This is a genomic window from Arcticibacter eurypsychrophilus (assembly GCF_001730525.1).
Lineage (GTDB): Bacteria > Bacteroidota > Bacteroidia > Sphingobacteriales > Sphingobacteriaceae > Arcticibacter > Arcticibacter eurypsychrophilus.
On the sequence record NZ_MDFN01000013.1, the window covers coordinates 39892 to 61445 of the forward strand.

At 38.4% G+C, this 21554-nt stretch carries 22 protein-coding genes; 14 read left to right on the forward strand and 8 right to left on the reverse strand.

Features of this window, described 5'->3' with window-relative positions; translation table 11 throughout:
- Window positions 1-56: 56 nt before the first annotated feature.
- Genes BFL47_RS08700 through BFL47_RS08720 form a run of 5 tightly spaced genes read left to right on the forward strand, consistent with a single transcriptional unit; the run spans window position 57 to window position 3576 of the window.
- On the forward strand, window positions 57-491 hold the full coding sequence (locus tag BFL47_RS08700) for a thioredoxin family protein (protein ID WP_069659402.1): 435 nt from the start codon (window positions 57-59) through the stop codon (window positions 489-491).
- A gap of 7 nt (window positions 492-498) precedes the next feature.
- Window positions 499-1434 (forward strand): FAD:protein FMN transferase, encoded by a 936-nt coding sequence (locus BFL47_RS08705; RefSeq protein ID WP_069659403.1) that lies wholly within the window; start codon window positions 499-501, stop codon window positions 1432-1434.
- A gap of 1 nt (window position 1435) precedes the next feature.
- Window positions 1436-1666, forward strand: a complete 231-nt coding sequence (locus tag BFL47_RS08710; RefSeq protein ID WP_069659404.1) for a DUF4266 domain-containing protein — start codon at window positions 1436-1438, stop codon at window positions 1664-1666.
- Window positions 1667-1681: 15 nt separating this feature from the next.
- The gene (locus tag BFL47_RS08715; RefSeq protein ID WP_069659405.1) at window positions 1682-2905 is read left to right on the forward strand and encodes a DUF3570 domain-containing protein; all 1224 of its coding nucleotides are present in this window, start codon (window positions 1682-1684) and stop codon (window positions 2903-2905) included.
- 41 nt (window positions 2906-2946) lie between these two features.
- Window positions 2947-3576: a cytochrome b/b6 domain-containing protein gene (locus BFL47_RS08720; protein ID WP_069659406.1), complete on the forward strand. Its 630-nt coding sequence runs from the start codon at window positions 2947-2949 to the stop codon at window positions 3574-3576.
- Between the two features lie 16 nt (window positions 3577-3592).
- Here the strand turns inward: BFL47_RS08720 and BFL47_RS08725 are convergent, their stop codons facing one another.
- Window positions 3593-4378 (reverse strand): phosphatase PAP2 family protein, encoded by a 786-nt coding sequence (locus tag BFL47_RS08725; protein WP_245681331.1) that lies wholly within the window; start codon window positions 4376-4378, stop codon window positions 3593-3595.
- A 25-nt stretch (window positions 4379-4403) separates the two neighbouring features.
- Window positions 4404-4571, reverse strand: a complete 168-nt coding sequence (locus tag BFL47_RS19770; RefSeq protein ID WP_170827295.1) for a hypothetical protein — start codon at window positions 4569-4571, stop codon at window positions 4404-4406.
- Window positions 4572-5023: 452 nt separating this feature from the next.
- On the opposite strand from BFL47_RS19770, the gene BFL47_RS08730 reads away from it, so the two are divergent.
- The 5 genes from BFL47_RS08730 to BFL47_RS08745 all read left to right on the forward strand — a co-directional run bounded on the left by BFL47_RS08730 (window position 5024) and on the right by BFL47_RS08745 (window position 11012).
- Window positions 5024-5806 carry a LytR/AlgR family response regulator transcription factor gene (locus BFL47_RS08730; protein ID WP_069659407.1) on the forward strand — a complete coding sequence of 261 codons (783 nt, stop codon included), beginning with the start codon at window positions 5024-5026 and terminating at the stop codon, window positions 5804-5806.
- A 2-nt stretch (window positions 5807-5808) separates the two neighbouring features.
- On the forward strand, window positions 5809-8766 hold the full coding sequence (locus BFL47_RS08735) for a ligand-binding sensor domain-containing protein (RefSeq protein WP_069659408.1): 2958 nt from the start codon (window positions 5809-5811) through the stop codon (window positions 8764-8766).
- Window positions 8767-8957: 191 nt separating this feature from the next.
- Window positions 8958-9521 carry an SMC-Scp complex subunit ScpB gene (gene scpB, locus BFL47_RS08740; protein WP_069659469.1) on the forward strand — a complete coding sequence of 188 codons (564 nt, stop codon included), beginning with the start codon at window positions 8958-8960 and terminating at the stop codon, window positions 9519-9521.
- 151 nt (window positions 9522-9672) lie between these two features.
- Window positions 9673-9810, forward strand: coding sequence for a hypothetical protein (locus BFL47_RS19775; RefSeq protein ID WP_170827296.1), 138 nt, complete (start codon window positions 9673-9675; stop codon window positions 9808-9810).
- Between the two features lie 47 nt (window positions 9811-9857).
- Window positions 9858-11012: an N-acetyltransferase gene (locus BFL47_RS08745; RefSeq protein WP_083257082.1), complete on the forward strand. Its 1155-nt coding sequence runs from the start codon at window positions 9858-9860 to the stop codon at window positions 11010-11012.
- 33 nt (window positions 11013-11045) lie between these two features.
- Here the strand turns inward: BFL47_RS08745 and BFL47_RS08750 are convergent, their stop codons facing one another.
- The 6 genes from BFL47_RS08750 to BFL47_RS08775 all read right to left on the reverse strand — a co-directional run bounded on the left by BFL47_RS08750 (window position 11046) and on the right by BFL47_RS08775 (window position 15887).
- Complete coding sequence (locus tag BFL47_RS08750; protein WP_069659409.1) at window positions 11046-11387, reverse strand: helix-turn-helix domain-containing protein; 342 nt, start codon at window positions 11385-11387, stop codon at window positions 11046-11048.
- The gene (locus tag BFL47_RS08755) at window positions 11384-12766 is read right to left on the reverse strand and encodes a UDP-N-acetylmuramate--L-alanine ligase (protein ID WP_069659410.1); all 1383 of its coding nucleotides are present in this window, start codon (window positions 12764-12766) and stop codon (window positions 11384-11386) included. The genes BFL47_RS08750 and BFL47_RS08755 overlap by 4 nt, the downstream gene beginning before the upstream one ends.
- 11 nt (window positions 12767-12777) lie before the next feature.
- The gene (gene prmA, locus BFL47_RS08760) at window positions 12778-13614 is read right to left on the reverse strand and encodes a 50S ribosomal protein L11 methyltransferase (RefSeq protein ID WP_069659411.1); all 837 of its coding nucleotides are present in this window, start codon (window positions 13612-13614) and stop codon (window positions 12778-12780) included.
- 3 nt (window positions 13615-13617) lie between these two features.
- Window positions 13618-14385: a triose-phosphate isomerase gene (gene tpiA / locus BFL47_RS08765; RefSeq protein ID WP_069659412.1), complete on the reverse strand. Its 768-nt coding sequence runs from the start codon at window positions 14383-14385 to the stop codon at window positions 13618-13620.
- 4 nt (window positions 14386-14389) lie between these two features.
- Entirely contained in the window at window positions 14390-15574 is a 1185-nt protein-coding gene (locus tag BFL47_RS08770; RefSeq protein ID WP_069659413.1) for a putative sugar nucleotidyl transferase, read from the reverse strand.
- 64 nt (window positions 15575-15638) lie between these two features.
- On the reverse strand, window positions 15639-15887 hold the full coding sequence (locus BFL47_RS08775; protein WP_040300094.1) for a type B 50S ribosomal protein L31: 249 nt from the start codon (window positions 15885-15887) through the stop codon (window positions 15639-15641).
- A 209-nt stretch (window positions 15888-16096) separates the two neighbouring features.
- Here BFL47_RS08775 and BFL47_RS08780 point away from each other — a divergent pair, with 209 nt between their 5' ends.
- From BFL47_RS08780 to lysS, 4 genes are all read left to right on the forward strand, one after another.
- On the forward strand, window positions 16097-17293 hold the full coding sequence (locus BFL47_RS08780) for an IscS subfamily cysteine desulfurase (protein ID WP_069659414.1): 1197 nt from the start codon (window positions 16097-16099) through the stop codon (window positions 17291-17293).
- 86 nt (window positions 17294-17379) lie between these two features.
- Window positions 17380-17706 carry a HesB/IscA family protein gene (locus BFL47_RS08785; protein ID WP_069659415.1) on the forward strand — a complete coding sequence of 109 codons (327 nt, stop codon included), beginning with the start codon at window positions 17380-17382 and terminating at the stop codon, window positions 17704-17706.
- 94 nt (window positions 17707-17800) lie between these two features.
- Complete coding sequence (locus BFL47_RS08790; RefSeq protein ID WP_069659416.1) at window positions 17801-19714, forward strand: AMP-dependent synthetase/ligase; 1914 nt, start codon at window positions 17801-17803, stop codon at window positions 19712-19714.
- 45 nt (window positions 19715-19759) lie between these two features.
- Window positions 19760-21481 (forward strand): lysine--tRNA ligase, encoded by a 1722-nt coding sequence (lysS, locus tag BFL47_RS08795; RefSeq protein ID WP_069659417.1) that lies wholly within the window; start codon window positions 19760-19762, stop codon window positions 21479-21481.
- Window positions 21482-21554 lie beyond the last annotated feature (73 nt).

The following is a 21554-nucleotide window of genomic DNA, read 5'->3' on the forward strand; positions in this document are numbered from 1 at the left end:
AATTTCTTAAACAGACTAGACATTACTGGCTAACAAACAATAATAACTATACTACCATGAAACTATTATTTATAACGCTATTCTCCTTGCTTACCATACCTACCGTATGGCTGGGAAACTTTAATGTGGCAACAAAGGAAGCCAAAACATCCCATAAACTAATTTTACTTAACTTTTCAGGCTCAGATTGGTGTGGTCCATGTATTCGTCTTCGCAAAGAGATTCTAGAATCGGAAACATTTGAAAAATATGCCTCTGATCATCTTGTATTGGTGCGAGCTGATTTTCCTAGACAAAAAAAGAACCGTCTTCCGGCAGATCAGGTGAAACAGAATGAGGCACTGGCTGAAAAATACAATAACGAAGGAAAGTTCCCCTATACCCTGCTTATTGATGAACAGGGTAAGATTTTAAAATCATGGGATGGGTTTCCCAATGAAACACCAGATAAGTTTGTGCAAGAAATCGAATCCGTTCATTTAAATCATTAAACCCGGTATGTCAGCAGAAGTATCCAGTAATCGAATTCTAAAACTCATGGGCAACCGGTTTGAATTTACAGTAATTTCAGACACGAAGGAGTCTGGAGCTAAAGCAATTGATACTGCTATTGCTGAAATACAAAGGATTGAAGAATTATTATCTACTTTTAAAGATACCAGTCAGACGAATTACATCAATGAAAATGCAGGGATTAAACCGGTTCAGGTAGATGAGGAAGTGATTCATTTAATCCAGCGGTCATTAAAGATATCCGAATTAACACAGGGGGCATTTGATATTACCTATGGATCTATAGATAAAAGCTTATGGAATTTCGACTTGAATATGACTAGCTTACCAAGCAGCGAAACTGCCCTTAAGTCTGTGAGCCTGATTAACTATCAAAATGTACTAGTTGACCCGGATAACTCGACGGTCATGTTGAAACATGCTGGTATGCGCATAGGCTTTGGAGGAATTGGTAAAGGATATGCAGCCGACCGAGCTATGTTTGTTTTAAAGAACCTGGGCATCCAAAGTGGAATAGTTAATGCTGCTGGCGATTTGATTACCTGGGGCACACAGTTAAACGGAACTCCGTGGACAATTGGGATTGCAGACCCAGACCAATCTACACGTCCATTTTCTTCATTAAATATCAGTAATACAGCAATTGCAACATCCGGAAATTACGAAAAGTACGCAACTATAAACGGGAAAAGGTATTCGCACACCATTGACCCCAAAACGGGCTTACCTGTAAGCGGTATTAAAAGTGTCAGCATACTCGGTCCAAGCGCCGAGTTAGCTGATGCAATGGCTACTCCAGTTGTGGTAATGGGTGTACGGGTGGGACTCGACCTGATCAACCAGCTTAAACAAGTAGCCTGTATTATTATTGACGATTTTGACCGCATGTACACTTCAAAAAACATTAATGTGAAACGCTAATATGGAATTTTCAAAAAAAGGAGTTTTCCTGTTTTGTGCAGGGCTAATGATGCTTAACCTCCTAAGCGCCTGTAGTACGGTTAAGCCATATCAAAAAAACCGCTTAAATGATGCTGATATGGCTTTATCAGCACGAAAAATACAAAAGTTCGAACAAAGTTTCCAGTTGTACCGCGAAGGCGGATCAGGTGCTAACGGAGGTAAAAGTGGTGGAGGTTGCGGCTGTAATTAACTATCTGATCCAAACATGAAAAAGCTCTATTTGTATATTGCTGCTCTTTACCTCGGTATGTTCGGCACTTATGCACAAAATGCACATCAACTTCCTAGTGGGGATACCACTCATTATCAATCACGCAAACTTCATTTCGATGAAGCTAATTTTGTTTCGGCTTACTATCATCAGGATGGCAATAACTCAGCTGTAACCGGTGGTATTGGCACTGAAAAGCTAACAGATATTGCCAATACATTCGACTTGCAGTTGTCTAGATACAACAAGCAAGGAAAAAAAAATACATTTCTATTTGAATTGGGTGTAGATCATTATACCTCAGCGTCATCAGATAAGATCGATCCGAACAGTATTTCTTCAGCTTCTATGTCTGATATCCGGATTTATCCATCGCTAAACTGGACGCATTCGAATGAAGAAACAGGTAATTCTTACGGCTTTACCGGCTCCTATTCTCAGGAATATGATTACCAATCCGTAGGTGCAGGATTTAATTTAAGCCGTTTATCCAAGGATAAAAACAGACAGTTTGACTTCAAATTGCAGGCCTTTTTAGATACATGGACGGTAATCTTACCTGTTGAATTGAGAGGTACCAATAATGGATCAGGGTCAGAAGGTGACTCGCGGAGTGTGGGGACAGAGCCAAGAAACTCATTTAACGCTTCTTTCGGTCTCTCACAAGTGATCAACAAAAGTCTACAAGTTGAGTTGATTGTCGAACCCGCTTATCAGCATGGTTTACTGGCAACGAAATATCAGCGAAATTACTTCACTGATGGCTCCTTACGCGCAGAAACACTACCCGGCAACCGCTATAAGTTACCCATCGGAGCAAGGCTGAATTATTTCCTTGGCGATAGATTTGTCATCCGTACTTTTTACCGCTATTATATGGATAACTGGGGAATAAGGGCACATACCGCTGAACTGGAAGTACCAATTAAACTGAGTTCCTTTATCTCGATCAGTCCTTTTTACAGGTATAATGATCAAAAAGGAACACGCTATTTTGCACCTTATGGCCAACATGAACCGGCTGCACAATACTTTACTTCCGACTATGATTTATCCACTTTAAACAGCAGTTTCTATGGTACAGGGATTCGATTTGCACCCCCAAAAGGTGTTTTTGGCTGGCAACATTTGAATATGCTGGAATTAAGATATGGACACTATAGTCGATCCACAAGTTTGACATCCAACATTATTTCATTAAACTTGAAAATCAAGTAGTCAGATGAGACCTTTAATTAAATTCATTTAAAAATTCAATCATGGCAATTATTGAACCTGTCCGCAAGGATGTTGACAATCTACCTCACAATAAAAAGAATTCCCCTTCAATCCGTTTATGGCACTGGCTGAATGCCATTGCTATCACGGGATCGTTAATTACGGTATTAATCAATTCAACCTTATTTGAGGGACCGGCGATGAAAGCGACACAAGTTGCTAAAGATTTATCGCATGAACTGGAAGAACGGGTATGGAGTGTGCATATTTATTTTGGGTATGCCGTTGCAGCACTATTTTTATTCAGGCTTATTTTGGAGGCATTTCAGCTTACAGATCAAAAATTCATTAGAAGTATTAAAAGCGTATATCAAAGCTATTTTGTTACCGGGCAACGCACCCGGTTAGTACGTCATGAATTAACCGTCAAGATTCTATATATAGTATTCTATCTTCTCCTGACCGTTATGGTTGTAACCGGTTTAATAATTGCATTTCATACCGAGCTGGGCATTCCAAGACCATTGAGCCATAGCATAAAAGAACTGCACGGATTTTGTATGTATCCTATAATTGCTTTTATTTCAGTTCATATTGCAGGTGTAATTATGGCCGAAAGAAAAGATAGTAATGGTATCATATCGGATATGATTAATGGAGGCAAGAAATAATTAATCTTTAATTTTCTTAAAATTGGCGTAAAAACATAAGTCCTGTATATCCTTGTTGATGTACAGGACTTATTAGTGTATTGACCTGTTTATTAGGAAACAATTTTGATTTAATAAAAGGATAGATCCAGTAAGAAATTTTAGTAGAAAGAATTCCGTATCCAGCACCAGCAATCACATCACTAAACCAATGTGCCTCATTATATAATCGTAAAGCTCCAGTTGCCGTAGCAACCGTATAACCCATAATACTATACCATGGAGATTGATCCTTATATTCCTGATGAAGAAATTCAGCTGACATAAAGGCCGTTGCAGTATGACCCGAAGGAAAAGAATGGTAATTATCGCCATTAGGACGTAAGCGATGTGTAGCTGACTTCGTTGTGCTGACACTAACACTCATAATTGCTGCAGATATGAGCAATAAAGCCGAGCGATCTATCAAGTTGTGTTTACTTTTGATACCTGCTAAATCCAATCCATACACCGCAAATATCGGGGCATATTGAAGGTAATTATCAGCGTGCAGTGCAAAGTTAGGATGGTCTTCTCTCAGTTCGGCATTGGTACTAAAATCAAGCTGACCCAGTAATTTATTATGCAGTGCCGTAAATCCATAAGCGATAGCAACAGCCGGAACAATCAATCCTTTTATTTCAGGGGGTCTATAGGCCGAAAACTCGCTTGCATTTAAAAGGGTATCTGTATCCTGGGAATTTATTTTCTGTGCGTAACTACTTGAATTGAAAAACCCTAACCAAACTACGATTAGGAATAATTTTAATTGAACTTGTATCAAAATAGGTATACCGTTGATGGTATATCTAAGTTAGAAAGCAATTCTGTAGAGATTCTGTAGCGCTCCTGATCGTTTTTTCGGGTTGCTTAAATGCTTTTGCTTTCCCCTGGATGATGTTCTTTCCCCGGTACTCACGGTAAATCACAGAACCTGCGGTTCCATGTACCATTCTTTTATTATCTATAGTTGCCATAATTCGTATATATTTCTGTAAAGTAAAAACTTCAAAATCTTTATAGTTAAACTAATGTTAATTCTTCTCAAATCTTCTTGCATAAGACATGAAACAACTAAAAAGTGTAATCGAAACAAAATAATCGCTACAATGATTATAATTCAGAGCAAAAACAAACTGATAAAAATCCATACTAAGTCCGACTTATACTACCCCACATCGGACTCATCTTAGATGCTTATTGCATTCTTACCGCAATCATTATATCCAAATCCAGCACTCAACCATTCACTACTAAACTAAATCCTAATAAAAACACAAAGAAATTTCAATTAAAAAACAAAGAAATTCCTTTAAAGAACCAAACATATACCACACCTCAAAAGCCACTTTAAACCCTTTCCTCCCCTCCATTCAAACCCATTTTCCTCAATCACCATAATTTTAACTATTTTCACATAAATTATCCGATGGCCCTGCATGCAATTATTGTTGATGACGAAGAATACAGCAGAAAATCACTGTATTTCTTAATTCAGGAACACTGTCCGGATGTTCAGGTTGACTATATTGCCCAGTCCGTTCAGCAAGCTCGCGAATATATAGCTAAGCATCCCGTCAACCTTGCCTTTTTAGATATTGCTATGCCACGCGAAAATGGCTTTGAGCTATTCTCCGCGCTGCATGACGAGGAAATCATGGTGATCTTCACCACTGCCTATGACCAATACGCCTTAAAAGCCATTAAAGCGAATGCACTGGACTATCTTCTAAAGCCCATAGATATTGATGAATTAAAGGAAGCCGTTCAGAAAGCAGTAAAACTAAATGAGCTTATAGCACTAAAAAAGACAGAAGGAACTCTTTCCCATCCTGATTTGCTATCTGAAAACACAAAAGATTTCAACTGGTCTTCTAAAATTACCATTTCACATACCCATGGATATAATGTCATTGATATAAAAGACATCATGTACGTAGAGGCGGACAGCAACTACTCCATATTTCACTTAAAAACTAGTGAAAAAATAATTACCTCAAAGCCTCTTAAAGAATTTGAGACCTTACTGGAAGCAAATGGGTTTATGCGCATCCACAAATCAATTATTCTGAATTTCAGTTTTTTGAAGGAATACTCCAATAAAAACGGCCTACAAGTGGTGTTAAAAAATGACACCTATCTCCCTGTTTCCAGAAGAAAATCCAATGAGTTCCAGGAAAAATCGAAATTATATTTCAAGAAAATCATGTAATCATGGATCGGCTTTTTAATGATATTTGTCTCAAAGTGTTGATCAGGTACTTATTACTTAGCCTGCTATTTTTAAGCAGTATTACCGTTTTTGCCGAAACCTTGAATTTTAAAAATTATACGGTTAAAGATGGCTTAGCAAATTCGAATGTCTATTCTATATTTCAGGATCGGAAAGGTTTTATCTGGATCGCCACGGAAGGCGGTGTCAACCGGTTTGACGGGGAACGCTTTGAGCTTTTTACAATGGACAATGGCTTGTCTGATAATGAAGTACTTGAGATCCATCAGGATTCTAAAGGAAAAATCTGGTTTTTGACCTTAAATGGTAAGCTGAGCTACTACTGGAATGGTAAGTTTTATAATGCAAGTAATGATCCGGTACTAGAAAAAACTGCGGGTCAGGGGAGTTACACTTCTTTCTTTGAAGACTCTACTCATCGCCTTTGGTTTTCAACTAATCGAAATAATATCCTCTCGATAGATCCAGGAAATAAAGTTAGCTTCTTTTCTTCCCCTACGCATTCCTTTGTCAATGCATTTCTATTTGAAACACTTCAGCATCAAGTAGCTGCTCTTTCGGAACACTTCTTGTTTTTTTATAAAAATAATAAATTCATTAAAACTCCACTTAGAGACTATCCTCTTTCATCCAAATCTATCACACACGAAAAGACAACGAATGAAGTATATTTCTTGTCGGCCACACTGCTTCTTAAGCTCCGTGGAAAAGAAGCCATTCCTCTGGCAAAGATCAAAGGCTTAAAGGGTTTAGATGTGGGGAGTTTCCTCCTGGATAAAAAGGAGATGTGGATCGGCACCATGGGCAAGGGTTTATACCACTACAAATCATTTGACAAGCAACCCGAACATTATTTAAACAATTACACGGTATCTCATATCTTACGAGACAAGCAAGGTAATACATGGTTCTCGACCATAGGAAACGGCATCTTTATGCTGCCTTATCATAGCAACTTTATCCGGCATTTTACAGAAGCAGATGGGTTGGCAGCAAATGCGATTAATCAGGTATATAAAATTAATGACAAGCTTATTCTAGGTTACAATGACGGGAATGTAGATCTCATTCAGCAGAGTAAAATAAAGAAATTCGTACTACATTCTGATCATTTATATAATCCGGTTCAGGACTTTTTCTTTGAGAAAAAAAGTGGTTCTTTTTGGTACGGCTCTGAAAACAGCCTGATTGAGATACAAAAGAATGGAGAATATCAACATTATTTAAATGATCCTAAATGGGTATCCTACGCATTAAAATCATTTAGCGTGAGCAATTCAAACAAAATAGCTGTTGCTTTAGCCTCAGGTGTGTACATTTTAAATAAAAATTTAAAAAAAGGGTCCTCCTATCCACCTACCAACTTACTGAAATCAACAAATTTCCCCAATAGAGCGTATTGTGTTTTTTACGACTCCTCTAACGGATTATGGTTTTCAAACCTACAGGGCCTACATTATTATAAATTTGGGAAATTAGAAGCTTTATATAAAAAATATCCGCTGCTCAATCAGCGGATTACAGATGTTGCCGAAATCCCTGGAAACATGATCGTTTGTTCAACGTATGGTTTCGGCGTCCTGGTTCTCAAAAACTTTAAACTAATCCACGTTATTACCGTTAAAAACGGTCTTTCCAGTAATATTTGTAAAAATTTGTTTGTGGAAGGCCAGGCTGCCTGGGTGGTTACGGGTAAAGGGATCAGTAAAATAAAATTTAATTCTTCCGGTTATTCAATCGCAAATTACAACTCTGAAAACGGCCTTCTTTCTAACGAGATCAATGATTTATATGTGGATCATGATACTGCTTATGTGGCAAGTAACAGTGGGCTGACTATTTTTAAAGAAACCGAACGGGCTAAACAACTTTCTTTGCCTAATGTTATCATCAGGTCGATTGAGGTGAATAAAGATCAGATTACTTTAAAAGAGGCTAAGGATTTAAACTATAAGCAAAACAACATTACCGTTAATTTCATTAGTCTGGATTACACACATCCCCGGGAGGTAATCTATAGTTATCGCTTGGATAAAAGTTCGCCATGGACTGAAACTATTGAGAAAACCATCGAATTTAGTGCACTGGAGCCAGGTCAGTATTGTTTAGAATTAAGGGCGAGAAGTATGAATTCGGCCTGGACATTGCCTACTCAGCTGGTTATTTATATCAGCGGTCCCTATTATAAAAGCTGGTGGTTTATAGTGGCTATACTTTTAATGGTGACACTCACTTTATTTTTTCTGATCCGCTATTACTATCGGGTTAAACAAAATAAAGAAAAAGAGGAGCTCCTGGTGAAGTCACACATTATTTCCTTGGAGCAGCAAGCCTTACAAGCGATGATGAATCCTCACTTCATCTTCAATGTGATGAACTCCATACAGTATTTCATTAATACCAAGGATAATACGATGGCGAACCAGCTCCTGACGGGTTTTGCCAGACTGATTAGAAAAAATCTGGATATCTGTACGAAAAGCTATATCAGTGTAGAAGAAGAACTCTCTTATCTGAAGTTATATCTTTCATTGGAAAAGTTGCGTTTTGGTGAAAAAATGAGCTATAGCATTCAGATGAATACGGACATCGACCTGCAGGAGACTTATATCCCATCTATGCTGTTACAGCCCTATGTTGAAAATGCAATTTGGCATGGGTTGATGCCCATGGATAATCCAGGGGAGATTATCGTAACGTTGACGAATAACAAGCAAGAGCTTCTTTTAATTATACAGGATAATGGAGTGGGAATAGACAACTCCATCAATTCAAAAAGCAGTGATCATGTAAGCAGGGGAATGAAATTGACTCAGCAACGCATCAGTTTGTTAAATAAATTCAATCAGGACAGTATTTCTATTTCTGTGGCTCAAATAGCATCAGGGGGTACATTGGTACGTGTTAAAATTCCTTTAAAACCGTTTACTCATTCATAATGACCGATTACTCATTCGAAAATAAAAATTCAATGGCCAAACTTTATACTTGTGTTGTTCATCGCAGGATGTAAAGAAATTTAAGATATTTTTATCTAAGTGTGTGTTTAGCGGCTGAAGCTTCCCAAAAGTTTCACCGCTTTTTTGTTTATAGCCTCCTCCGTTTTTTCTTTTTCGTACCTTTATTCGCTTTGGAAGATCTAATTTTACATGTTGAAGCTTTGATATTCGCCTCAGAGCAAAGTATCTCTGCGAAGGATATTTGCCCTATACTGCTGGATGTTCATGAACAAGTCCTATCAGAGGAGGAGGTTGAAAGCATGATCGCAAGAATTAAACAAAAATATGATCAGCCTGAATTTGCCCTGACACTTGTCGCTTTAAACGGTGGGTATCAGTTTTTAACTAAACCTGCGTATTATAAAAGTATCAATCAACTCCAGATAAACCGGTCTAAAAGAAAATTAAGTCAGGCTGCCATGGAAACGCTCTCTATAATAGCTTACCGGCAGCCGGTTACTAAATTAGAGGTCGAACAGATTAGAGGCGTAAATTGTGATTATACCATACAAAAGCTGCTCGAAAAAGACTTGATATCGATTACAGGAAAGGCTGAAAGTGTGGGGAAACCACTTTTATATGGTACCAGTACCCTATTTATGGATCACTTTGGCATTAACACTTTTGCAGAACTTCCGCAATTAAAAGACTTACCCACAGAGATTAACGAGATAGGAAACTACAAGGATGACTAATAAGCCCTACCCTTATTAAGGAAAGGTTTTTTTTTAATTCAGCGAACACAATAAAACAATTTTAATTTATTGATTTATTGCTATTTTTATGTGGAGCTACAAGGATTGAACTTATTGATTACGCCATAAAAAATTTAGAGCACAGAGCATTATGAAAAATTCAGTAATTGACCCCAAAGAATTAAATAACGAACTTTTTACCGATGACGATGATGATTTTGATACCCCTATTGACGACATTGGGGGATTGGATGACTTCAGCGACTTCGATGAGGATGATGATTATTAAACATTGAAAATTATTACGCATCGTCTTCATTCAGGATCTGCAAACCGATGCATGCAGAGGACACACCTGACAACCTGTTAAATATGATTATTACTGAAGTAAAAGAAAAAAAAGCAAAGAAGCAATTTTTAGACGTAGCGAGAATCATATACAAGGACTGTAACGTGTGGGTATCCCCTCTTGATAATGACATTGAGGCTGTTTTTAATCCGAAGAAGAACAATTTTCATAAACATGGCAGGATTACCAGATGGGTTTTAAAAAACGCATCTGGTAATCCTATAGGACGAATTGCTGCCTTTATTAATAATGAAAAAGCTTTTACTTATGCACAGCCTACGGGTGGAATTGGTTTCTTTGAATGTATAGATGACCAGCTTGCGGCAGATCTTTTGTTTGACACAGCAAAAGCTTGGCTAATCGAGAATAGTATGCAAGCCATGGATGGCCCAATTAATTTTGGTGAGAATGATACTTTTTGGGGATTGCTTGTAGAGGGCTTCACTCAACCTTCCTACGGGATGAATTATCATCATCCTTATTACAAGAATTTATTTACTAATTACGGTTTTGAAGCGCTGTATGAACAAATTACGAATCATCTGGACCTGAGTAAACCTTTTCCTGAGCGTTTTACAAAAATAGCCAATTGGGTAATTAAAAAACCTGGTTATACGTTCAAGCCATTAGATCCAAAAAAATTAGATGAATTTGCTTTAGATTTCATGGAGATCTATAATGATGCGTGGAAAAACTTTGAGAACTTCGTACCGATTAAGAATTCTACAATCATGGAAACCTTTAATCAGATGAAGATCATCATGGAGCCTAATCTCATATGGTTTGCCTACGTAAACGATGAGCCTGCTTCATTCGTAGTTATTCTGCCTGATGCAAACCAAATAATCAAATCATTTAGGGGCAAATTAGGCATTATTGAAAAATTGAAGTTTCTCTATTTCAGATGGAGAGGGGTTTCGCGTATGCGTGCAATTGTGATGGGAACAAAACAGGCCTATCAGAAACATGGGCTGGAATCAGCCTTGTTTATTAAACTTGGCGAGTATGTTTTGCCACGCAACCAATATAAGGAACTGGAATTGTCCTGGGTAGGTGACTTTAATGACAAAATGCTTTCGTTACATGAAGCCACTGGTGCTTCTTTTGGAAAAAGACATGTAACTATGCGTAAAATATTTTAAATAATGTTCCCGATAATATTATCGGGAACATTATTAAGACAATACTTTAGTCTGTCTGAGTTCATCGAATAGATCGATGATCTTTTTTTGTAATGCAATAATTTCAGATTCTCGCTCCCTTAATTTTTTATTACTGGTTTCCAGGTCAGAAATATATTTTTCCTGTTCTTCAGTATCGTTATAAGTAAGTAATTGAATGATTGATAAGTTAAATAACTTTGCAATTTGTTCGAGTCTGGATAAATTGATATCTGTAATTCCCGTTTCAATTTTTGAAAATGCAGGAATTGAAATATCCAACCGTTTCGCCACATCCTCCTGACTCCAGCCATTCTGGTGGCGCAAAAGTCTGATTTTCTTTCCTAAAGTGTTCATGTTTGTATGTTATATTGTTTTGCCTGAGCAATGGTACGTTGAGCGATACGATCTAAATCTAAACCACCAAAATTTCCAGAACTCATAAGAAGCAAGTTTTTCCCTTTATAATTAATACAACTCAAAAACTCGTCCAATATTTCACAATTGTTAAAAAATAATAACTTATTATTACCAAAAGCTTCTTTAACGACTGTTTCGTCGTATGGTTCCAACTGTTTTTCTTCAAAAGTTTTTTTGTTTATAAACACAATAGGGATATCTGCACGATCCATACTGCCCTTATATTCGGCCAGAAAATTCTTGTTTAGACTACTAAAAGTATGCAATTCAATAACGGCAACCAATTCGCGGTCTTCAAACTGGTCCTTTACTGCCTGTATGGTTGCTTTAAGTTTAGAAGGGGAATGAGCGAAATCTTTGTAAACGGCTGTATTTCCACTACTGGCTAAAAGCTCCAACCTTCTGGATGCTCCTTTAAAGGTTCCGATAGCTTGATAGAACTGGTCGTCAGCTATTTCAAGGGCTTTGCAAACGGAATGAGCAGCTTCCATGTTATACAAATTATGAGCACCAAATACGGATAAAGGAACTTCTTTCCCTTTGTAGTTGAGGTAAGTGATACCTTTCCGGGTGACACTTTCAATAGCAGTGTATCCTTGTTTGGTTAGCAGTGACTGATCTTTGTCTATAACAGATTGTACAGTTTCATCATCCTGGTTATAGAAAATTGTTCCTCCGGGTTCCATCGTTTTAAGGAACAAACTAAACTGCTCTACATAATTGTCGAACGTAGGGAATACATTGATATGATCCCAGGCTATTCCACTTAAAACGGCAATATCAGCATGATATAAATGAAACTTAGGCCTTCTGTCTATTGGTGACGACAAATATTCGTCCCCTTCAATGATAATTAACGGGGCATCTGTAATTTTCACCATGGTCTCGAACCCGGCAAGCTGGGCACCTACAAGGTAATCAAAGTCGGTTCCACATGCATGTAATACATGCAGAATCATGGAGGTAATGGTTGTTTTTCCGTGACTTCCGCCAATTACAACACGCTTCTTATCGCGCGATTGTTCAAATATGTACTCCGGATATGAATATACTTTAACTCCCAGCTCCTGTGCTTTTAAGAGCTCAGGGTTATCTGGACGCGCATGCATCCCTAAAATAACAGCCCTTAAGCCGGTATCAATGCGGCTGGCATCCCAACCCATTTTAGCGGGATAGATGTCATGCTTTTTTAGTCTGGATGCAGAAGGTTCTTCAATGGTATCGTCTGAACCGGTTACCTGGTAACCTTTTAATTTAAGTGCAATAGCAAGATTATGCATTGCACTACCTCCGATTGCAATAAAATGTACGCGCATAAAAATTAAATTTATCCTTTTACTAATTTCAGGGAAGCCCAATCATCGGTCAGTTTCTGATCAACGAGAATAAGCGAATATTTTCTGGCTTCCTTCAGCAGAATTTCGCAGTCGGCTTTATAAAATCCACTTAGGATCAATATTCCGCCTTTTACCAGAGCCTCAGAATAACGCTCCATTTGGTCTAATAAGATATTCCGGTTGATGTTGGCCAATAGATAATCATATTGAACCGCTGGAATGGCTTCTTTTGACCCTAATAGGACCTTGATGAAACCTGCACCGTTATGGCTTGTGTTCTCCAGGGTACTATCATAACACAGCGGATCATAATCTATAGCGGTTAGATCTGTCGCTCCTCTTTTTGCAGCTAATATGGCCAAAATACCGGTTCCACAACCCATGTCTAATACGCGTTTATCTTTGAAATCCATTTCTAAGATAAACTCCATGACCATGGCAGTGGTTTGATGATGCCCTGTTCCGAAGGCCATTTTAGGGTCGATTACGATCTCGTAGGGGTATTCAGGATGTGGCGCATGAAAGGTAGCACGGATGTAACAGGCGTCTTTGATCGTTAAGGGTTCAAAGTTACTTTCCCATACCTCATTCCAGTTTTTTCCAGGGATCAGATTTCTTTCATGCGAGAAGTCAAACTGTTCCTTAAATGGAGATAAAACTTCATCAATGTTCAGACTTTTAGCTTGATCCAGGGAAATGTAGGCCTTAAATCCGGTTTCCGACTCTTCAAAAGTGTCAAAACCTGCTTCTCCTAATGAATGGATAAGCAGGTCCTGATGTACTTCGTCTGTTGGTTTTACTTTAAATACAAACTCGTAATAATCCAATTTTTATTTATTAAAAACTTTAGCAATATCGGTAAAATCGCGTGATTTAAGTGCAGCTCCACCAATTAATCCACCGTCAATGTCTTTCTGAGAGAAAAGCTCAGCTGCATTTTTAGGGTTGCAACTTCCACCATACAAAATTGTAGTATCTTCAGCTACAGCATCACCGTATCTGGCTTCAATTTCCTTACGGATGAATGCGTGGATTTCCTGTGCTTGTTCCGGACTGGCTGTTACACCTGTACCAATAGCCCAAATTGGTTCGTAAGCCAATACAAGGGTAGAAAAATCGCCTGCTGGCAAGTCAAATACACCATCAGCAAGTTGTCTTTTGATCACATCAAAATGACTATTCGCATTTCTTTCCTGCAAAGTTTCGCCGATACAAAAGATTGGTTTTAAACCGGTTTTAATAACTGCTTTTACTTTTTCAGCTAATAACTGATCAGTTTCACCAAAATATTGACGGCGTTCTGAATGGCCTAAGATGACATATTCGGCACCTACAGATTTCACCATAGAAGCGGAGATCTCACCTGTATAAGCTCCTGATTCTGCCTGGTGACAGTTTTGCGCGCCAATACTTACGTTAGTAGACTGGTTAGCCATTTGGCTTAAACTGTAAACATAAAGACTTGGAGGACAAACCACTAGCAATTGATCGCCGATAATTTCATCCTTAGCCATGTTTAGCACTTCAGAGAACAAACTTAGTCCTGCTGAATAATCAAGGTTCATTTTCCAGTTTCCTGCAACAATTTTCTTTCTCATAATTTTAATTAAAATTTCTATAATGTTTGGTTAAATCAAATACTTCGGATAGTATGTTTTTGTCTATGTCATCCAGGTCTTTGTTTCTGCGGTCGAATACGCGTTCGATAGTTTCCATGGCTTTATCTAAACGGTATTCAATACTATGCTTTCCGCCACCCCATGAAAAGTCAGGTACAAAATTAGCAGGAAATCCAGCACCAAAAATATTGGCACAAATTCCGACTACTGTTCCGGTGTTAAACATGGTATTGATACTACACTTTGAATGATCGCCCATCACAAGACCACAGAATTGTAAACCTGTATTTCGATAGTGACTTGTGGAATAATTCCACAATTTGACGTCAGTGTAGTTATTTTTAAGATTCGAATTATTGGTGTCAGCCCCCATATTACACCATTCGCCAATTACTGAATTACCGAGATATCCTTCGTGACCTTTGGAAGAATTACCCAATATGACTGCGTTATTCACTTCGCCTCCTATGCGGCAAAAAGGACCGATTGTGGTTTTGGGGTAAATCTTGGTACCCATTTTGAGTTGCGACCCTTCACATAAAGCAAAAGCTCCCCTCATCATACTGCCTTCCCAGATCTGTGCGTTTTTACCGAGATAGATGGGTCCGTTGAGGGTATTGAAAATACTGCATTCTGCCTCCACTCCTTCTTCTACAAAAATATTATCCCCAAGTATCGTATTTGTACCGCTTAGACTGGCTGAATTCCGCTTGCTGGTCAGTAATTTAAAGTCACGGATAATCTCCTGCTCATTGTTTAAGAAGATATGTTCGGGATAAACGAGGCGGGTAATGGAAAGCGGGTAATGGATTAGTTTAAAGCCATCCAGATTAAGATCGGGAATACCACTTTGTGCTACCCCTCCTTTTACGGCGATTAAGACTTCCTGCGTATATAGGGCATCTCCATCCTTGAGCGCAGTTATGGCTTCCAGGAGTGCATCATCCGGACAGACAGATCCATTAATAAATATATTATCGGGCGTAGGATTAAATGGAAATTTCTCCTGGAGATAGGGCACCGTTAGATAAGCTGTATCACTTTTAAGATATTTAGCCCATTTTTTAGCTATTGTAAGTATGCCAACCCTTAATAGTGCTATTGGCCGCGTGTATGTTAAAGGTAACAGACTATCGCGTGCGGAATCATCAAATAAGATAATGGTCATTAGGGCAAAAATAAAAAAAGTCCCGGCTGTATACCGGGACTTTTAAAAAATATTTTAATAAATATTACTTTTTAGGATAACGTGTACGGAATTTATCGATACGACCGGCAGTATCTACCAGCTTCATCTTACCTGTATAAAACGGGTGAGAGGTATGAGAAATTTCCAATTTAATAAGAGGGTAATCATTACCGTCTTCCCATTTAATGGATTCTTTTGTGTCAATACAAGATTTTGTAATGAAAGAATAGTCGTTTGACATATCTTTAAAAACAACTAATCTATAATTTTTTGGATGCAAATCAGCCTTCATGATCTAAACTTTTTCAGGGCGCAAATATGAAACAAATTTTCATTACATCAAAATGTAATCACCATTTGTTTAAATTGTTTACCGGTTTAAGTTGCAAATATAGAATAATCATTCATTATGTCAAACTTATGACCCCTTTATGCGCCATTAAAATGACTAAAGCATTTGTTTTAGTAACTTTGGATTGGTTTTAACTTGTACTACAAACTATGAATCTTCCTGTTTATCTGGATAACAATGCGACTACACCGATGGATCCTGAGGTGCTTGAAACGATGTTGCCTTATTTTATGCAGAAGTTCGGTAATGCTGCCAGCAAGAATCATTCTTTTGGCTGGATTGCCGAAGAGGCTGTAGATCATGCACGGAAACAAATTGCTGCTCTGATTAACGCGCAGGAGACTGAATTGGTGTTTACTTCTGGGGCTACAGAGGCTGTGAATCTGGCCATAAAGGGGGTATATGAAACATACAGAAGTAAAGGCAATCACATTATTACCTGTTTAACGGAACATAAAGCGGTGTTGGATACCTGTAAGCATATTGAACAATCAGGCGGCAACGTCACTTATTTACCAGTAAATAAAGATGGATTAATCAGTCTTCAGGAATTGGAAAAGGCGATTTCGCCCCAAACTATACTGATTGCGATCATGTATGGAAATAACGAAACGGGAGTTATTCAACCCATAAAAGAGATTGCTGAGATTGCGCAAAAACATAATCTGTTGTTTTTTTGTGATGCCACACAGGCTGTAGGTAAAGTGCCTGTAGATGTACTGGCGGATGGCATACATTTGCTGGCGTGTTCTGCACATAAAATGTATGGTCCTAAAGGAGTAGGCATCTTATATGTCCGCAGGAAAAACCCCAGAGTGAAAATCACGGCTCAGATTGATGGTGGTGGTCATGAAAGAGGAATGCGTTCGGGAACCTTGAATGTCCCTGGTATCGTTGGGTTGGGTAAAGCTTCGGAACTCTGTTTACAAAAAATGAATTCAGATGCAATGCGGATCTGTTTTTTAAGGGATAAGCTGGAAAAGGCTCTTTTGCAGATTGAAGCTTCTTTTGTAAATGGAAGCATAAATCTGCGATTACCAAATGTATTGAATATATCTTTTCAACATGTAAACGGACAGGCACTGATGATGGCGCTGAAAAGCATTGCGGTATCCTCGGGATCAGCATGTACTTCTGCTTCATTGGAGCCATCCTATGTATTAAAAAGTTTAGGATTATCTGATGATCTTGCCCATTCGGCTATTCGATTAGGAATTGGCCGTTTTAATACGGAAGAGGAGATTGATTATACGATTGAACAAATAATAAACGCAGTAAATCATTTAAGAGCAATTTCTCCGATTTGGCAGATGTATAAAGATGAAAATGAGTTAAATAAAGTATAATTTTTTGTAAATTTGTAAACATACAGCATAGAAAAACGGCTACATCCCTTACTATTCTGCAGATATTAAAAAGTAAATAAAACAGCATGATAACAGTAACAGAGAAAGCAAAAGCTAGAATCGACGATTTGATTAAAACATCGAATTATGATGAGTCTTACTTCCTTCGGGTTTCTGTTCAGGGTGGCGGATGCTCAGGATTGTCTTACAAGATGGATTTTGATAACATAACTAAATCTGATGATCAGTTTTTCGAAGATAAGGGCTTAAAAATTGCCTTGGATATGAAATCGTTTCTTTACCTTGCTGGTACAGAACTCGATTTTACAGACGGTTTAAATGGTAAAGGTTTTAATTTTATTAATCCGAATGCCACACGCACGTGTGGTTGTGGGGAAAGTTTTTCCGTTTAAAAATACCAGATTTTAGATATAAAGGGGCTTTATGCCCCTTTTCGTATATAAAACATAATTTATGTACCTTGTATTTCTTACCTATTATACTTAGATGCACCTTAAAAGCAAATATAATACTGTACCCTCCCTATTGCGTAATGTAGTAGCAAATATCCATCCTGAAACTAACACCTTCCTGATCGATAAGGTGGACGATAAATGGCTTAATATCAGCTATAAGGAAACACTTGATCAGGCAGATGCGGTTTCTTCCTATTTTTTAGGGATGGGTATTTCAAAGGGGGACCGTTTGGGTTTGATTCTTGAAAACTCTCCTGCCTATGTGTATTATGATCAGGGACTTCAGCAAATTGGCGGGGTAAATGTATCAATCTACCCTACTCTTTCGGAAAGTGAAATCGAATATATTATTAATGATGCCGGACTAAAGACCATTATTGTCGGTACTCCTTTTTTACTTAAAAAGATCCTAAAAATCACTAATAATTGTCCTTGTTTGGAACGCATTATTCCAACCTTTGATGATTTCGATAAACATACAGAAGATCTGAATATTACTGCGGGAGTCATTGGCTTTAATCAGTTAATAGAGGAAGGTAAGGCATGCCTGAAAGACCGTAAACAACAGATTGATGCCTGCAGGGAAGCGATATTACCTACTGACTTGTCCGCGCTGATTTATACCTCCGGAACTACTGGGATCCCTAAAGGGGTGATGCTGACTCATGGCAATTTTGTTGAAAATGCAAGGGTATGTTTGGAAATGATCACCGTGGTAAACAAGGATGATTTGTTTCTATCTTTCTTACCTCTTTCCCATGTGTTTGAGCGAACTTGTTGTTACCTCATTTGCTGCACAAAGGGCTGTAAAATCGCTTTTGCTCAAAGTTTGGAGCTGCTGGCACGGAATATGGAAGAAGTGAAACCGACGATCATGGCTTGTGTGCCGCGACTTTTAGAGCGAATCCATGACAAGTCTATTAAAACAGGAACGCAAGATGGTGGGCTTAAAGCGAAGATTTTTTGTTGGGCCTTGAGAATTGGGGAAGAATTCAGAAAAGAGAAAGAAAAGGGTAACAAACCAGGTATATTGCTGCGCATGCAACAATCTATTGCTAGTAAACTGGTGTTCAGCAAAATAAAGGCTAAAACTGGGGGGCGATTAAAGTTCTTTATCTCCGGAGGAGCTGCTTTACCTAAAAATGTAGGGGAATTCTTTGGCAATCTGGATATAGTAGTACTCGAAGGTTTTGGGTTAACAGAAACATCACCAGTAATGTCCGTTACTGAATTTGACCGGCAGATTTATGGTACAGTTGGCCGGATTATTCCGGGTATTGAGGTTGGGATTCAAAACGTAGAAAGCAAGAAAATTTATACCATACAAACATATCTTACTTTCAACAAGGACTTTGTGTCTCCGGAAGGAGAAATTATTGTAAGGGGTCATTGTGTAATGAAAGGCTATTGGAATAAACCAGAAGAAACTTCGATAGTGATCGATCAGGATGGCTGGTTTCATACTGGTGATGTAGGTCAGTTTTATGAAGGAAATCTGAAGATAACAGATCGGATAAAAAATATACTGGTTAACTCTTACGGGAAGAATATCTACCCTACTCCTGTAGAAAACACCTATTTGAAAAGCAATAAAATTGAACAAATTTTCCTTATCGGAGATAAACGGGAGTACATTACGGCGATTGTTGTTCCTTCAAGAGAGGCTTTGCAGGAAACTTTTGGCTACAAGGATGAATTTTTCCTGCAGCCTGACATGTTTATAGAAGATGAAGCAGTGGTATCCTGGATTGGTCAGGATATTAAAAGGCTTTCGAATGAGCTTGCTAAATTCGAACGGATTAAACAGTTCAAAGTGAAACGGAACCCGTTTTCTATAGAAGCTGGCGAGATGACGCCTTCCTTAAAAGCAAAGCGAAAAATTATAGAGAAAAAATATGCAGAGGATATTGACACACTCTATATGGAGGAAAGTTTCGGTGAGTAATGCTTATACCTGAATTTTACATAAGTTTGCAAAAATTACAACATAATGAGTATTGGTTTGTCCGAACAGGAAATTATACGCCGTGAGGCTTTACAACAGCTCCGCAATTTAGGGATTAATCCTTATCCTGCTGAAGCTTATGAAGTAAATGTTACTACTGAAGAGATCCTTAAAAATTACCCTGAGGATAAAACTTTATATCAGAACATTAGCTTTGCTGGTCGGATTATGAGTCGCCGGATTATGGGAAGTGCTTCATTTGCAGAGCTTCAGGATTCCACAGGAAGAATGCAGGTTTACATTAAACGGGATGAAATATGTCTGGGGGAAGATAAAACACTTTACAACACGGTGTTTAAAAAGCTATTGGATATTGGGGATTTTGTTGGTGTAAAGGGATTTGTTTTCACTACCCAAACTGGTGAAATTTCTATCCATGTACTAGAACTCAAGTTATTATCTAAATCGCTTAAACCACTTCCTATCGTAAAACGCGATGAGGAAGGAAATATATTTGATGGATTTACTGATCCTGAAATGCGGTACCGTCAGCGTTATGTGGATCTTACGGTTAATCCTGATCTGAAGCAAATATTCATCAAACGCTCCAAAGTGATTAGTACCATGCGTAATTATTTTGACGCACAGGGATGGATGGAAGTGGAAACGCCTATTCTGCAACCTATTCATGGAGGTGCGGCTGCAAGACCATTTAAGACCCATCATAATACATTGGACATGCCCTTGTTCCTTCGTATTGCGAATGAATTGTATTTAAAACGTCTGATCGTAGCAGGATTTGATGGGGTATATGAATTTGGTAAAATGTTCCGGAATGAAGGAATGGACCGGACGCATAATCCTGAGTACACTGCTATGGAAATCTATGTCGCATATCGTGATTATATCTGGATGATGGGCATGGTGGAAGAGTGCCTGGAGAAAGTTGCACTGGCCATACATGCTTCCTCTAAAGTAACAGTGGGCACTTATGAAATAGACTTCGCCGGTCCTTATGAGAAGCTGACCATGTTTGAGTCCATCCAGAAATATACCGGTATTGATGTTTCAGAACTAGATGAAGCAGGCTTACGACAGGTTTGTCTTGATCTGAAGATTGAAACAGACCCATCTATGGGTAAAGGCAAACTGATCGATGAGATCTTTGGAGAGAAAGTGGAGGGAAATTTAATTCAACCTACTTTTATCACTGATTATCCATTGGAGATGACACCTTTGGCCAAAAAACATAGAAGTAAAGAAGGCCTTGTTGAACGATTTGAGCTATTTGTAAATGGAAAGGAAATTGCTAATGCTTATTCAGAGTTAAATGACCCTATTGATCAACGTGCGCGGTTTGAAGATCAGCTATTGCTTGCCAATCGTGGAGATGAAGAAGCCATGGCAACGGATGAGGACTTCCTGAGAGCATTGGAATATGGAATGCCGCCAACTGCTGGATTGGGGTTTGGAATTGACCGCCTGGTGATGCTGATGACGAATCAGAGTACGATTCAGGAGGTACTCTTCTTTCCTCAGATGCGTACAGAAAAGAAAATGAAGGTGGCTTCCATTGCTGATTATGAAGCTCTGGGCGTTCCTACAGAATGGGTTCCTGTATTGCTAAAAATGGGATTCAATACCGTGGAAGAGTTAAAAGCGGCAAATCCGAATAAGGTGTTTAATGATTTGGGTGGAATGCGTAAAAAACTAAAGCTGGATATCACTATTCCTTCCAAGGAAGTGGTGCTGGAATGGTTTGCATAAATAAAATACTTAACTTAAACTTAAAGGCCCGTAAACATAGAGTTTACAGGCCTTTCTTATTATTGTTATAAAA

Coding starts and splice junctions, on each gene's coding strand:
- BFL47_RS08700 (WP_069659402.1), top strand. CDS start 57: ATGAAACTATTATTTATAACGCTATTCTCCTTGCTTACCATACCTACC.
- BFL47_RS08705 (WP_069659403.1), top strand. CDS start 499: ATGTCAGCAGAAGTATCCAGTAATCGAATTCTAAAACTCATGGGCAAC.
- BFL47_RS08710 (WP_069659404.1), top strand. CDS start 1,436: ATGGAATTTTCAAAAAAAGGAGTTTTCCTGTTTTGTGCAGGGCTAATG.
- BFL47_RS08715 (WP_069659405.1), top strand. CDS start 1,682: ATGAAAAAGCTCTATTTGTATATTGCTGCTCTTTACCTCGGTATGTTC.
- BFL47_RS08720 (WP_069659406.1), top strand. CDS start 2,947: ATGGCAATTATTGAACCTGTCCGCAAGGATGTTGACAATCTACCTCAC.
- BFL47_RS19770 (WP_170827295.1), bottom strand. CDS start 4,571: ATGGCAACTATAGATAATAAAAGAATGGTACATGGAACCGCAGGTTCT.
- BFL47_RS08730 (WP_069659407.1), top strand. CDS start 5,024: ATGGCCCTGCATGCAATTATTGTTGATGACGAAGAATACAGCAGAAAA.
- BFL47_RS08735 (WP_069659408.1), top strand. CDS start 5,809: ATGGATCGGCTTTTTAATGATATTTGTCTCAAAGTGTTGATCAGGTAC.
- BFL47_RS19775 (WP_170827296.1), top strand. CDS start 9,673: ATGAAAAATTCAGTAATTGACCCCAAAGAATTAAATAACGAACTTTTT.
- BFL47_RS08745 (WP_083257082.1), top strand. CDS start 9,858: ATGCATGCAGAGGACACACCTGACAACCTGTTAAATATGATTATTACT.
- BFL47_RS08750 (WP_069659409.1), bottom strand. CDS start 11,387: ATGAACACTTTAGGAAAGAAAATCAGACTTTTGCGCCACCAGAATGGC.
- BFL47_RS08755 (WP_069659410.1), bottom strand. CDS start 12,766: ATGCGCGTACATTTTATTGCAATCGGAGGTAGTGCAATGCATAATCTT.
- tpiA (WP_069659412.1), bottom strand. CDS start 14,385: ATGAGAAAGAAAATTGTTGCAGGAAACTGGAAAATGAACCTTGATTAT.
- BFL47_RS08770 (WP_069659413.1), bottom strand. CDS start 15,574: ATGACCATTATCTTATTTGATGATTCCGCACGCGATAGTCTGTTACCT.
- BFL47_RS08775 (WP_040300094.1), bottom strand. CDS start 15,887: ATGAAGGCTGATTTGCATCCAAAAAATTATAGATTAGTTGTTTTTAAA.
- BFL47_RS08780 (WP_069659414.1), top strand. CDS start 16,097: ATGAATCTTCCTGTTTATCTGGATAACAATGCGACTACACCGATGGAT.
- BFL47_RS08785 (WP_069659415.1), top strand. CDS start 17,380: ATGATAACAGTAACAGAGAAAGCAAAAGCTAGAATCGACGATTTGATT.
- BFL47_RS08790 (WP_069659416.1), top strand. CDS start 17,801: ATGCACCTTAAAAGCAAATATAATACTGTACCCTCCCTATTGCGTAAT.
- lysS (WP_069659417.1), top strand. CDS start 19,760: ATGAGTATTGGTTTGTCCGAACAGGAAATTATACGCCGTGAGGCTTTA.